Source organism: Rhodopseudomonas palustris BisB18, from assembly GCF_000013745.1.
GTDB lineage: Bacteria > Pseudomonadota > Alphaproteobacteria > Rhizobiales > Xanthobacteraceae > Rhodopseudomonas_A > Rhodopseudomonas_A palustris_F.
On the sequence record NC_007925.1, the window covers coordinates 2,467,073 to 2,479,161 of the forward strand.

The following is a 12,089-nucleotide window of genomic DNA, read 5'->3' on the forward strand; positions in this document are numbered from 1 at the left end:
AACTCATATGCGATGCTTCGCCTGAAGCCACGCCCCGGATAGGAACGCGCGAGCGTTGGATCCTCGATGAACTGGCTGCGCTCCCCCTCGATGTTGGCTGCGCTCTGCGTGGCGCTTGCCGGCTGTGCTTCGGTCCACAATCTCCCGGTGAACGTGCCGCTCGGCGCCGGCGCCGCGGAGAATTCGCCGGTTTCCTTCGAAACCGGCAGAGAGATCGACGATGTCGTGGTCGGGCTGTCGTTCTCCGGCGGCGGCACGCGTGCCGCTGCATTTTCCTTCGGCGTGCTGCAGGAGATGGATCGCACGCCACTGCGCGGCGCCGGCGGCTCGATGCTGGAGCGGATCGACTTCGTCTCCGGCGTCTCGGGCGGCTCGGTCACGGCGGCCTATTTCGGCTTGAAGAAGCGCTCGGCGCTGGCGGATTTCCGCGAACGCTTCCTGCTCCGCAACGCCGAAGAGGGACTGCAGACTTCGCTGACGCTCGACACTCTCGGCCGCGCTTTCTCCGGCGGCGTCAACGACTCGGTCGGCTTCACCAAGTGGCTCGACGCCAACCTGTTTGACGGCGCCACATTCGGCCGGTTCCGCGAGTCCCGACCGCAAGTCTGGATCAATGCGTCCGACATTTACAATCGGGTGCCGTTCGTGTTCGGCGCGGTGGCGTTCACCGCGATCTGCAGCGATCTGTCGCGCTACCCGATTTCCAGCGCGGTGGCCGCCTCGGCCGCGGTGCCGATCGCATTCGCGCCCGCAGTGGTGCAGGCGTTTCCCGGCACCTGCAACGACCCGCTACCGCCGTGGATCATCCGCGCCGCCGCCGACCGCAACGCGGCGCCGATGTTGGGCTCGTATGCCAAGGCGATCGTGCGGTATCGCGAGGGCGCGGTGCCTTTCATCAAGCTGCTCGACGGTGGGCTGGTGGACAATTACGGCATCTCCGGCTTCACCATCGAACGGCAATCGTCAGTGACGCCCTACGGACCATTGACCCCGCAACAGGCGGTCAAGCTGCGGCGCGGCATGTTCCTGGTCGTCGATGCCAAGGCTGGGATTGCCGGTGACTGGGTCCGCAACGTCGAGGGCCCGAGCGGCGTCGAACTGATCAAGGCCGCGGTCAACACCACGATGGATGCCAGTGTCGGCGCCAGCTATTCGGCCTTCGACCGCACCATGGCGGACTGGCAGGATTCGTTGGTGCGTTGGCGCTGCGGGCTGTCGGCGGCGGAGCGCGCGCGCTACGGCGTGCGGCCGGGCTGGAATTGCAAAGATCTGAAATTCTTCATTGGCCGGCTCGGCTTCGATCAGCTGGAGCCGGCTCGCGCGACCCAGCTCGAGGCGGTGCCGACGCGGTTTCAGCTGCCGCCGCAGCAGGTCGACGACGTGATCGCCGCCGGCCGCGACGTGCTGCGCAGCAGCCCGACCTTCCGGGCATTTGCCGCGAGCCTGTGATGTCGATATTTGACAGCTTAACTCACTTTACTTAAGTTAAAGTCCGCAAGGAGCGTTTTGCCATGAGCAAATATGCCGCTTTGGGCGATTTTTTGAGCAAACAGCGGGCCGGCCGCGTTCAAGTGAGCTTTGCCGAGATCGAGAAAATCATTGGCGGAAAACTGCCCGGTTCCCAACGCTATCCGGCGTGGTGGAGCAACAACCCCATGAACAATACGATGACCAGGGTGTGGCTCGATGCCGGTTTTCAAACCGAGCAGGTCGATATCGCCGGGCGCAAATTGGTTTTTCGCAGAGTTTCCGCTTCATCCGCGAACGAGGGCGATCTTTCCGCGACCAAGACTAAAAAGTCGGGGCAGCATCCGCTGATCGGATGCATGAAAGGCACGGTTTATATCCCTGAGGGAGTCGATCTGACCGAGCCTGCCGATCCCGAATGGGGCGAGATCGCTTACGGTCGCGACGCCTCGAAATGCTCGCGGTGACATGGCTCTGCTGCTGGACACCTGTGCTCTTATTTTTCTGACGGCGAACGTGGCGGAGGCTGGCAAAGCCACGGCAGCGTTGCAGCGCGCCTACGAGACCGACGAAATGGTTTTCGTCTCCCCGATTTCGGCCTGGGAGATCGGTCTTTTGGTGTCGCTTGGCCGGCTCAATCTTTCGATAGCGCCAAAGCGATGGTTCGACAGCGTCCTGCAAAAGCCCGGCATCGCTTTGGCCGAATTGTCGTCGGACGTCCTGATCTCATCATCGTTCCTTCCGGATTTGCCGTTGCGCGATCCTGCCGACCGCATCATTGTCGCCACCGCCCGCGAATACGGTTTCACTTTATTGACGCGGGATAAGCAGCTATTGGCGTATTCCGATCGAGGGCATATTCGCGCTTTGGCCTGCTGAGGTCATCAGTCAACATATTAGCCGCAGCGCATTGGGACATCCGCCATGAACGCACCTGTCAAACCATCGAAGCTGATCAAGGGCGCCACCGGCGATTGGGAGATCGTGATCGGGCTGGAGGTTCATGCCCAGGTCAGCTCGAAGTCGAAGCTGTTTTCCGGCGCCTCGACCGAATTCGGCGGCGACCCCAACGCCCACGTCTCGCTGGTCGACGCGGCGATGCCGGGGATGCTGCCGGTGATCAACGAGGAATGCGTCAAGCAGGCGGTGCGCAGCGGGCTCGGCCTCAACGCCCAGATCAACCTGCGCTCGACCTTCGACCGCAAGAACTATTTCTATCCCGACCTGCCGCAGGGCTACCAGATCAGCCAGTTCAAATCTCCGATCGTCGGCGAGGGCGAAGTGCAAGTCGACGTCGCGGACGGCGACGGCGTCACTGTCGGCATCGAGCGGCTGCATCTGGAACAGGACGCCGGCAAGCTGCTGCACGACCAGAACCCGACGATGTCGCTGGTCGATCTCAACCGCTCCGGCGTGGCGCTGATGGAGATCGTCTCCAAGCCGGACATCCGCTCTGCGGACCAGGCCAAGGCTTACGTCACCAAGCTGCGCACCATCCTGCGTTATCTCGGCACCTGCGACGGCGACATGGAGAAGGGCAGTCTGCGCGCCGACGTCAACGTCTCGGTGCGCAAGCCCGGTGCGCCGCTCGGCACCCGCTGCGAGATCAAGAACGTCAATTCGATCCGTTTCATCGGCCAGGCGATCGACTATGAAGCGCGCCGCCAGATCGGCATTCTGGAAGACGGCGGCTCGATCGATCAGGAGACCCGGCTGTTCGACGCCGGCAAGGGCGAGACCCGCTCGATGCGGTCGAAGGAAGAGGCGCACGACTATCGCTACTTCCCCGATCCCGACCTGTTGCCGCTGCAGTTCGACCAGGCCTTCGTCGACGCGCTGAAAGCGGAACTGCCGGAACTGCCGGACGCCAAGAAGGCGCGCTTCATCGCCGATTTCGGCTTGTCGGCGGACGACGCTGGCGTGCTGGTCAGCGAGCGCGAGAGCGCGGAGTTCTACGAGACGGTGCTGTCGAAGCTCGCCGATGCAGGCCGCGATGGCAAGCTCGCCGCCAATTGGGTGATCAACGAATTGTTCGGCCGGCTCAACAAGGAGGGCGTGGCGATCGAAGCCTCACCGGTGTCCACCGCGCAACTGGCGGCGATCGTCGACCTGATCGGCGAGGCAACCATCTCCGGCAAGATCGCCAAGGAACTGTTCGAGATCGTCTGGCAGGAGGGCGGTGATCCGCGGGCGACCGTCGAAGCGCGCGGCATGAGGCAGGTCACCGACACGGGCGCGATCGAGAAGGTGGTCGACGACATCGTCAACGCCAACCCCGACAAGGTCGCGCAGGCGCAGGCCAAGCCGGCACTGATCGGCTGGTTCGTCGGGCAGGTGATGAAATCGTCGGGCGGCAAGGCCAATCCGCAGACCGTCAACGACCTGTTGAAGAGCAAGCTCGGCCTCTGAAAGCTGCCGCGCGGTCGGCCGATGCCGACGTTTCGGCGCGACGACGACGCGTCGATCGCGCCGCGATGACGCGACGCGGCGACGCCGAAGCGCGAATCCGCGTCGCGAATCACCTTGGCCGTTCCGCCGAAAACGCCCGGTTTTGCGAGCCCGTCGGCGACACGAAGGTGGAAGACCGAAAAATTTTTTCGTTGCCAAAGTTCCCGACTCAGAGTCTGCGCGCGGCAATTTGGGCGCGTCGCGGCGACTCGCGATGTTGTGCATTGTTATTACTTAGATCAACTTGAGAATTACGAAAATACCCGTGGCGCAAGGACTTTCTGCAATCTTGACATTCGTCGACGTAGCTTTTCCGCGCACTATTTGCATCGCGCAGCGCTGCCGCAGCATCGATGCGCAACAACGCAAGGCGCGCGTGGCGACATAGCGCCATCAACACTTCCTTAAGCGGACCACTGTTTTTTCTAATGTGTTGGTGTATTCGGGTTGTAGTGCATTTCGATTCCCGAGTGCACGCAGCGTTTAAGCCATCTCACTTATCGGAGGGCAACATGGCCAAGAAAGCTAAGAAGGCAGCGAAGAAGACCGTGAAGAAGACGGCGAAGAGCGCGGTGAAGAAGACCGCGAAGAAGACCAAGAAGGTCGCCAAGAAGAAGTAACCTCGCCGCAGATAATTGCCGGCGGCTTTGACGCCGGCGACGTCACACGAGCCGGCGGACCAGTTCGCTTCAGCTACGACATCTTGAAGAGAGCGAACTTCAACCACGGCTCTGGTCGACGAAAGAGGGTGTCGGCGAGACATCAGGTCAAACGGCCGGATCGAGATGATCACCGGGGTGTCCCGGGTCGAGAACCGGTTCGGCGGAAGAAACAGTTTCTTCATGCGGTGCGGATCCTTGCGTCCGCGGTTTCACCGGCGGGTCACCGCAGCAGTGAAATTTGACTCTGACGTGTTCGCCGACGCCCTCGTCTTTGTTCCGCCGCGGATCGCCGCCCGGCGTTTGAACCAGCTTTCTCCCCATACGCCAATGTGATCCTCCGCCGCCGCGCCGCTCGGCTGCCCCGGCGCGGTCCGCGGCGATCCCGCGTGATCGCCGCGATGGTTATCGATGTCGCAACGCCGAAGGTAAACCAAACCTGGGCGGTCGGCACAAAGCGCTGCGCCGCAATGGTTTTTTGAATCGCAGCAAATTCGAAACCATGCCGCGTTCAGATTCCGTTCATCGCGATACTTAAACTGCTCTTCAAATGTGATCGGCATGCTGTTCCCAACGCGCCGGACTACGGCGGGGAATGGGTTGGACGATTGGACAGGACGCCGCGCTCGTGGGGTGGGCCGGCGCAGATGGAGAGACAGATGTTTCAGGGCAATTTCGATCTGGATCACGCCACGCCCGTCGAAGCGGGCGGCAATCCCGACGTGCTGTTCGAGCTCGGCTTGCTATACGCCTGCGGACGCTCGGTCGGCATCGACCTGATCACCGCGCATAAATGGTTCAACCTCGCTGCGCTGAAGGGCCGGGTCGATGCCATCGCGTTGCGGCGCGAAGTCGCCGAACTGATGACCGAGGCGGAAATCGCCCGGGCGCAGCGCGAAGCGCGGGCCTGGATGGCCGCGCATTGAACGGTTGCCGCTGCGGAGCATGGCTGTCGGCCTTTGGCGCGGGCAGTCGAGGCGACCGTGCGGTTTCGGCCGGCGTCGCGGCGCGCGATGGCGGTTTGATCAACGACATCCGGGAATGCCGAACCGCAACAGCGGGGCGTGACAGCTCGCGACCGACTACCTGCCGCGATAGCCGGCTGTGCGAACCGACGTGTGACGAGGTCGTGCCCCCAGGGCCCGGGGCTAGCTCCGGTGCCGTGGTTCCTCAAAGCTCCCCCTGAAATCTCCAGCGCGTCGCACGCGGCGCGGCTTGCCGCGACCAGCGGCAGTCCGAACGCAACCGGGGCGAGGTGGTGGGCCGTTTCGTCGCAGCGCACACCAAATGGTATTTGCGTCGCCGGAATTAGTCCTAAGTCGCGCAGACCGCGCCGCCGCGGCAAATGTAGTCTTCGCGTAGCTCCGAAACAGGAGCCTTCAAGGAGGAATGTGCCATGACAAGGAAGACACTGTTTTGCCTCGTCGCCATGGTTGGCGCGCTCACCGTCTCCGCCGCATCGGCCGGCGAATTCGGCACCGCGGACGAAGCCAAGGCGATGCTCAACAAAGCCGCCGCTGCGGTGAAGGCCGACAAGACCACCGCACTCGCGCAGTTCGCCAAGGGCGAAGGCGGCTTCAAGGACCGCGACCTCTATCCGTTCTGCGGCGGTCCCGACGGCCTGTTCACCGCGCACCCGACGCTGACCGGCAAGAGTCTCAAGGAACTCAAGGACAAGACCGGCAAGGCGCTCGGCCAAGAGATCTACGCGACCGCCAAGGAAGGCGACGTCAAGGAGGTCAGCTACATGTGGCCGCGTCCCGGCCAGACCGATCCGGTGCAGAAGGTTTCCTTCGTCACCAAGGTCGGCGACCAAACCTGCGCCGTCGGCTACTACAAGTAGGCCGGCGCGGCCGGCGGCGAGGCAACCTCGCCGCCAGTTCGGCAGCTGCGGACGCCATTCCGAGGCTGCGTCTCTGATGTGGCGCGATCGCCCTGGGCTGATCGCCACAGGCTCGTTGGCGGAAGCCTTGATCGCTTGAGGCGTCGTTGTCATCTCTCAGGGTAGCGGCGCCACGAGGAACTGCATGATGCGGCGTTGGTTCATTGTGGCTGTGCTGATGGCGGCCGCCGGGCTCGGCGCCGGGGCCGGCGAGGCGCGGGCGCGTCACCGGATCGACGCGGCGCCGTTTGCGCATTCGCCCTGTAGCGTGCTGGACGGCCAGCCGTGCACGCCGTCCTATTGCAACGTCTTCAATCATGGTCCCTGCGTTCCCGAAATCGACTACCCGCTCGGCGAGAACCTGCAGCTTACCATCCTCAGCGTACCAGCCGCCGGCGACGCCGTCCGCTATCAAAAACCCGACCACGATCTGAACACGATCGGCGATCTGTTCGCCGCCTTGCGGGCCTGCTGGTCGCCGCCCGACCTGGCGGCCGCACGCGCAGGCATGCAGATGTCGGTGCTGTTCAGCTTTCGCAAGTCCGGCGAGATGATTGCCCCGCCGCGGCTGACCTTTGCCACGAGGGACGCGCCGTCCGAAGTGCGCAGCGCCTATCTGGATGCGATCAATGGCTCGCTCGGTCATTGCCTGCCGCTGCGCTTCACCGCCGCGTTGGGCGGCGCCATCGCCGGCCGACCGATCATGATCCGCTACGTCGATAACCGCACGTTGCAGCAGCCGTACCGCCAGAATTGACGGACGACCACGCAAGGCGCGAACCGCGGGCGAGCTTGCGGGGCCGGTTCACGGCGTGCCACCGAGGCCGGAATTCGACAGCCGGCATGCGTCCGCGCAGCATTGCGTCGTTCCCATAAAGAATGATACCCGGAACAGCTTGCGCGCGGCGGCGGCGACCTGCCGAGGGCGCGGATCAGAGTTGAAATTGGCCGGCGCGAACGGGGTGCGCCAGGGGGAGAGCCATGGGACTTGCGATCATGATCCTTGGGTTGGCGCTGTTCGTCGGCGTCCACGCCGTGACCACGCAGCGCGATCTGCGGGCCCGCCTGATCGGCTTCGGCGGCGATGCGGTCTACAAGATCGGATATGCGATCCTGGCCATCGTCGGCATCGCGCTGATCTCCTACGGCTTCGGCAGCTACCGCGCCGCCGGCATGATCGACATCTGGCACCCGCCGCTCTGGACCAAGCATCTGGCCGCGGCCCTGATGCTGCCGGCCGTGATCATGGTGGTATCGGCCTATCTGCGCGGCCGGATCTACACCACGCTGAAACATCCGATGCTGACCGGCGTGAAGACCTGGGCGGTGGCGCATCTGATCGCCAACGGCGATCTCGGCTCCATCATCCTGTTCGGCACGCTGCTGGGCTGGGCGGTGTTCGACCGGATTTCGCTGAAACGTCGCAGCGACCCCGGCAGTCCGCCGATCCCGGTGGGCGGGCCGAAGAACGATCTGATCGCGATCGCGGTCGGCATCATCGCCTATCTGGCGCTTGCCTTCGCCTTCCATCCGGTGGTGATCGGCGTTCCCGTGTTCGGAGCTTAAGATGTCGGTTCAATCTGCAATCAAACGCAAGACCGCGCCGGAAATTCGTGCCCGCAAGGGCGGCGATCCGGTGGTGATGCTGACCTCGTATCACGCCCACACCGCCGCTTTGGTCGATCGCTATTGCGACGTCATCCTTGTTGGCGACTCGCTCGGCAATGTGATGCACGGCTTCGAGACCACGGTCCCGGTGACGCTGGACATGATGATCCTGCAGGGACGCGCGGTGATGCGCGGCTCCAAGGAAGCGCTGGTGGTGGTCGACATGCCGTTCGGCTCCTACGAGGCCTCGAAGGAGCAGGCGTTTCACTCCGCGGTGCGGATCATGAAGGAAAGCTTGTGCGGCGCCGTGAAGCTGGAAGGCGGAGTGAAGATGGCCGAGACCATCCGCTTTCTTTCCGAGCGTGGCGTTCCGGTGATGGGCCATATCGGGCTGACACCGCAGTCGATCAACACGCTGGGCTCGTTCCGCGCCCAGGGCCGCGAGGAAAGCAACTGGGCCCCGATCGAGGCCGACGCCCGCGCGGTCGCTGAGGCGGGAGCGTTTTCCGTGGTGATCGAAGCGGTGGCCGAGCCGTTGGCGCGCAAGATCACCGCCGACATCGCGATTCCGACCATCGGGATCGGCGCCAGCGCGGCCTGCGACGGCCAGGTGCTGGTGCTCGAGGACATGCTCGGGTTGTCGCCCTGGGCGCCGAAATTCGTCAAACGGTTCGGCGATCTTGGCCCCGGCATCGAGGCCGCGATCAAGGACTACGCCGACGAGGTGCGCTCCCGCGCGTTTCCGGGGCCGGAGCACGTCTACGGCATGAAAGCGAAGAGCTAAAACCGCGACAGCGCGCCGCGGCGCGCGGTTAACACTTTGATCGGGCTTACTTTGCCTTGCGGTCGCCATATCGCTAGGGTATCGCCCGCCGCGGGATCGCGGCGGGTCGCCCGCCGGCGCTCCGCTGCGGCGCCTGCCACTCGGGATGGGATACATTTAAGTGTCTGAATTATTTAACGAAGTCGACGAAGAGCTGCGCCGCGAACAGCTCAAGCGGCTGTGGGACCGTTACTCGCTGCTGATCATCGTCGGGGCGATCCTGATCATCGCCGGAGTCGGCGGTTGGCGCGGGTATCAGTATTTCGAGGCCAAGAAGGCGGCCGAAGCGGGGGCTGCGTTCAACCAAGCCTCCGAACTGTCCGAACAGAACAAACACGCCGAGGCCGAGGCGGTGTTCGCCAAGCTCGCCACCACGGCGCCGGCCGGCTATCGCACGCTGGCGCGACTGCGCAACGCGGCGGAAATCGCAACCCGCGATCCGCAGGCCGCCGCCAAGGCCTATGACGAGATCGCCGCCGATCGCGCGGTGCCGGCGGTGGATCGCGATCTGGCAAAAGTCCGCGCTGCTGGCCTACTTCTGGAGACCGCCAGCTACAGCGACCTGCTGCAGCGGCTGGAGCCGGCGACCACCGCGGACGGCACCTATCGCCACACCGCGCGCGAATTGCTGGCGCTGTCGGCCTGGCGTGGCGGCGACGCGACCGCAGCGCGGAAATGGCTGGAGCTGATTTCGACCGATGCCGAGACGCCGTCGAGCCTGCGCAGCCGCGCCGACGTGCTGCAGGCGTTGCTGCCGCCGGCCGCCAAAAGCTGACGCAAAAGGCTTGTGGCAAACCCAAGGCACGCGAAACGACACCGATAAGTCGCCCCGAGTTGAGTGAGACCCCCATGCGCCGTACCTCTCGTCTGATTTCTGCCGCCGTGCTGATCGCGCTGGGCAGCGCGTTGACCGGCTGCGGCAGCACCACCGGCTGGGACCCGACCGACATGCTGGACTTCCTCGACACCAAGAAGAAGCTGCCGGGCGATCGCAAGCCGGTGTTCCCGGAAGGCGTCCCCGGGCTCGAGCAGGGCGTGCCGAAGCATCTTTATCGCGGCGCGGTCGAAGAGCCGCAGCCGGATGCCGCGGCAGCGCCGGCGCCGGTCGAGGAGCCGAAACAGCGCGGCTCGAAGTCCAGGACCCGCAGCAAGCCCGCGGTGGCCCGTGCCCCGGCCGAGCCGGCCCCCGAGGAGGACGGCAGCACCGCCGCGGCCCCGCCGGCGCCGAGGCCCGCCAAGCAATCGCGCCGCCGCACCACGGCGCCGCCGCCGGACGAGCCCGCGGCGACCACCACCACGGCGCCGGCGCAACAATCGTCGCAGCCGTTCCCGGCGCCGCTGCCGGGCGGCAGTTTCCAGCGCTGAGCGAACGGCTTCGTGCACCCCCGACATTGACATGTCGCCGGGAATGAGTGCACGCATCAGCGATGTCGTTCACCTTTGCTATTATCGGCCGGCCCAACGTCGGCAAATCCACGCTGTTCAACCGTTTGGTTGGGCAGAAGCTCGCGCTGGTCGATGACACGCCGGGGGTGACCCGCGATCGACGCGAGGGCCAGGGCAAGCTCGGCGATCTCGAATTCACCATCATCGACACCGCCGGCCTCGACGAGGGCGCCAAGGGTTCGCTGGTGGCGCGGATGCAGGAGCAGACCGAGGCGGCGATCGCCTTGGCCGATGCGCTGATGTTCGTGATCGACGCTCGCGCCGGGCTCACGCCGAACGACCGCGCCTTCGCCGACTTCGCCCGCCGCGCCAACAAGCCGGTGATCCTGGTCGCCAACAAGAGCGAGGGCCGGCACGGCGAGATCGGCGCGATGGAATCCTACGCGCTCGGGCTCGGCGATCCGATCCAGATTTCCGCCGAGCACGGCGAGGGCCTCAGCGATCTCTACGACGCGTTGCGCGCGGTGATGCCGGAGCCCGACGTGTTGTTCGACGAGGACGACGACGTCGAGGGCGTCAGCGAGGAAGACTTTTCCACCCGCCCAATTCGCGTCGCGATCGTCGGCCGACCCAACGCCGGCAAGTCGACCATGATCAACCATCTGCTCGGCGAGGAGCGGCTGTTGACCAGCGCCGAGGCCGGCACCACGCGGGATTCGATTTCCGTCGAGGTCGACTACAAGGGCCGCCAGTTCCGGATCTTCGACACCGCGGGGCTGCGCCGCCGCTCGCGGATCGAGGAGAAGCTGGAAAAGCTCTCGGTCGCCGACGCGCTGCGCGCGATCCGCTTCGCCGAAGTCGTCGTGCTGATGATGGATTCGCAGAACAAGTTCGAGGAACAGGATCTGCGGATCGCCGACCTGATCGAGCGCGAGGGCCGCGCGCTGGTGATCGCGGTCAACAAATGGGATCTGATGGGCAAGCAGGCCAGCCTGGTGGCGGGGCTGCGCGCCGACGTCGATCACCTGTTGCCGCAGGTCAAGGGCGTGCCGATCGTCGCGGTCTCCGGGCTGATGGGCGAGGGCATCGACCGGCTGATGAAGGCGATCGAGGATTCTTACGCGGTGTGGAACCGGCGGGTGCCGACCGCCTCGCTGAATCGCTGGTTCGAACAGGCGGTCGAGACCAATCCGCCGCCGGCAGTGTCGGGACGGCGGCTGAAGCTGAACTACGTGACCCAGGCCAAGGCGCGGCCGCCGAGCTTCATCGTATTCTGTTCGCGCGCCGACGCCGTGCCGGAATCCTACCTGCGCTATCTGGTCAACAGCCTGCGCGCGTTCTTCGATCTGCCCGGGACCCCGGTGCGCATCACGTTGCGCGAAAAAGCCAACCCGTTTGCACATAAACGGCGGCGGCCGAACTGACGTCGCGACCGTCGTAACGCTGCGCATCTCTGGTTTCTCGCGGCCTCCAACTCACACTGCCGTCATCCTGAGGTGCCCGAGCAACGCGAGGGCCTCGAAGGATGTGCCGCTGGCGCGGCGCCGCTCCGCGCCCGCGGCCATCCTTCGAGACACCCGGCGTCGCGCTTCGCGCTGCGCCGGGCTCCTCAGGATGACGGCGATGCAAGTGGAAGTTCGCAGCGCATAGCTCTTGCGATCCTGTGCCCCGGACGCGGTGCAACGCGCCGCGCTTGCGGCGTGGTGCGCCGCAGAGCCGGGGCCGTTACGACGGCAGCGCTTGGAACGGTCCCGGCTCGCCTCGCAGCGCAAGCGCGCTGCTCGGCGTCCGGGACACGATGCCCGGGATGACGGCG

13 protein-coding genes are annotated in these 12,089 nt (G+C 64.9%); 12 read left to right on the forward strand and 1 reads right to left on the reverse strand.

All coding sequences use genetic code 11. The features are described from left to right. The first annotated feature begins 66 nt into the window (after positions 1 to 66). From RPC_RS11315 to gatB, 4 genes are all read left to right on the forward strand, one after another. Positions 67 to 1,449, forward strand: a complete 1,383-nt coding sequence (locus tag RPC_RS11315; protein ID WP_011472719.1) for a patatin-like phospholipase family protein — start codon at positions 67 to 69, stop codon at positions 1,447 to 1,449. A gap of 62 nt (positions 1,450 to 1,511) precedes the next feature. Continuing rightward, a complete protein-coding gene (locus RPC_RS11320; RefSeq protein ID WP_011472720.1) occupies positions 1,512 to 1,934 on the forward strand; it encodes a DUF7662 domain-containing protein in 423 nt (140 codons plus the stop codon). Position 1,935: 1 nt separating this feature from the next. Further along, complete coding sequence (locus tag RPC_RS11325) at positions 1,936 to 2,346, forward strand: type II toxin-antitoxin system VapC family toxin (RefSeq protein ID WP_011472721.1); 411 nt, start codon at positions 1,936 to 1,938, stop codon at positions 2,344 to 2,346. 45 nt (positions 2,347 to 2,391) lie between these two features. Then, positions 2,392 to 3,876, forward strand: a complete 1,485-nt coding sequence (gatB, locus tag RPC_RS11330; RefSeq protein WP_011472722.1) for an Asp-tRNA(Asn)/Glu-tRNA(Gln) amidotransferase subunit GatB — start codon at positions 2,392 to 2,394, stop codon at positions 3,874 to 3,876. Between the two features lie 910 nt (positions 3,877 to 4,786). Here gatB and RPC_RS26170 read toward each other — a convergent pair. Beyond that, positions 4,787 to 5,137, reverse strand: coding sequence for a hypothetical protein (locus tag RPC_RS26170; protein WP_011472724.1), 351 nt, complete (start codon positions 5,135 to 5,137; stop codon positions 4,787 to 4,789). A 96-nt stretch (positions 5,138 to 5,233) separates the two neighbouring features. On the opposite strand from RPC_RS26170, the gene RPC_RS11340 reads away from it, so the two are divergent. The 8 genes from RPC_RS11340 (at position 5,234) to der (ending at position 11,697) form a co-directional block, all read left to right on the forward strand. Then, positions 5,234 to 5,500 carry a hypothetical protein gene (locus tag RPC_RS11340; RefSeq protein ID WP_041801688.1) on the forward strand — a complete coding sequence of 89 codons (267 nt, stop codon included), beginning with the start codon at positions 5,234 to 5,236 and terminating at the stop codon, positions 5,498 to 5,500. A 470-nt stretch (positions 5,501 to 5,970) separates the two neighbouring features. After that, positions 5,971 to 6,417, forward strand: coding sequence for a cache domain-containing protein (locus RPC_RS11345; RefSeq protein WP_011472726.1), 447 nt, complete (start codon positions 5,971 to 5,973; stop codon positions 6,415 to 6,417). A 184-nt stretch (positions 6,418 to 6,601) separates the two neighbouring features. Then, a complete protein-coding gene (locus RPC_RS11350; protein WP_011472727.1) occupies positions 6,602 to 7,213 on the forward strand; it encodes a hypothetical protein in 612 nt (203 codons plus the stop codon). A 224-nt stretch (positions 7,214 to 7,437) separates the two neighbouring features. Then, on the forward strand, positions 7,438 to 8,022 hold the full coding sequence (locus tag RPC_RS11355) for an NnrU family protein (RefSeq protein ID WP_011472728.1): 585 nt from the start codon (positions 7,438 to 7,440) through the stop codon (positions 8,020 to 8,022). A gap of 1 nt (position 8,023) precedes the next feature. Then, the gene (gene panB / locus RPC_RS11360) at positions 8,024 to 8,848 is read left to right on the forward strand and encodes a 3-methyl-2-oxobutanoate hydroxymethyltransferase (protein ID WP_011472729.1); all 825 of its coding nucleotides are present in this window, start codon (positions 8,024 to 8,026) and stop codon (positions 8,846 to 8,848) included. A gap of 160 nt (positions 8,849 to 9,008) precedes the next feature. After that, entirely contained in the window at positions 9,009 to 9,662 is a 654-nt protein-coding gene (locus tag RPC_RS11365; protein ID WP_011472730.1) for a tetratricopeptide repeat protein, read from the forward strand. 74 nt (positions 9,663 to 9,736) lie between these two features. Beyond that, on the forward strand, positions 9,737 to 10,252 hold the full coding sequence (locus RPC_RS11370) for a hypothetical protein (RefSeq protein ID WP_011472731.1): 516 nt from the start codon (positions 9,737 to 9,739) through the stop codon (positions 10,250 to 10,252). A 62-nt stretch (positions 10,253 to 10,314) separates the two neighbouring features. Continuing rightward, on the forward strand, positions 10,315 to 11,697 hold the full coding sequence (der, locus tag RPC_RS11375) for a ribosome biogenesis GTPase Der (RefSeq protein WP_011472732.1): 1,383 nt from the start codon (positions 10,315 to 10,317) through the stop codon (positions 11,695 to 11,697). Positions 11,698 to 12,089 lie beyond the last annotated feature (392 nt).

Excerpts from the sequence above, each read along its gene's own strand:
- RPC_RS11325 (WP_011472721.1), top strand. The coding sequence starts at position 1,936 with ATGGCTCTGCTGCTGGACACCTGTGCTCTTATTTTTCTGACGGCGAAC.
- RPC_RS11355 (WP_011472728.1), top strand. The coding sequence starts at position 7,438 with ATGGGACTTGCGATCATGATCCTTGGGTTGGCGCTGTTCGTCGGCGTC.
- panB (WP_011472729.1), top strand. The coding sequence starts at position 8,024 with ATGTCGGTTCAATCTGCAATCAAACGCAAGACCGCGCCGGAAATTCGT.
- RPC_RS26170 (WP_011472724.1), bottom strand. The coding sequence starts at position 5,137 with ATGCCGATCACATTTGAAGAGCAGTTTAAGTATCGCGATGAACGGAAT.
- der (WP_011472732.1), top strand. The coding sequence starts at position 10,315 with ATGTCGTTCACCTTTGCTATTATCGGCCGGCCCAACGTCGGCAAATCC.
- RPC_RS11340 (WP_041801688.1), top strand. The coding sequence starts at position 5,234 with ATGTTTCAGGGCAATTTCGATCTGGATCACGCCACGCCCGTCGAAGCG.
- RPC_RS11315 (WP_011472719.1), top strand. The coding sequence starts at position 67 with ATGAACTGGCTGCGCTCCCCCTCGATGTTGGCTGCGCTCTGCGTGGCG.
- RPC_RS11320 (WP_011472720.1), top strand. The coding sequence starts at position 1,512 with ATGAGCAAATATGCCGCTTTGGGCGATTTTTTGAGCAAACAGCGGGCC.
- RPC_RS11345 (WP_011472726.1), top strand. The coding sequence starts at position 5,971 with ATGACAAGGAAGACACTGTTTTGCCTCGTCGCCATGGTTGGCGCGCTC.
- RPC_RS11370 (WP_011472731.1), top strand. The coding sequence starts at position 9,737 with ATGCGCCGTACCTCTCGTCTGATTTCTGCCGCCGTGCTGATCGCGCTG.
- gatB (WP_011472722.1), top strand. The coding sequence starts at position 2,392 with ATGAACGCACCTGTCAAACCATCGAAGCTGATCAAGGGCGCCACCGGC.
- RPC_RS11350 (WP_011472727.1), top strand. The coding sequence starts at position 6,602 with ATGATGCGGCGTTGGTTCATTGTGGCTGTGCTGATGGCGGCCGCCGGG.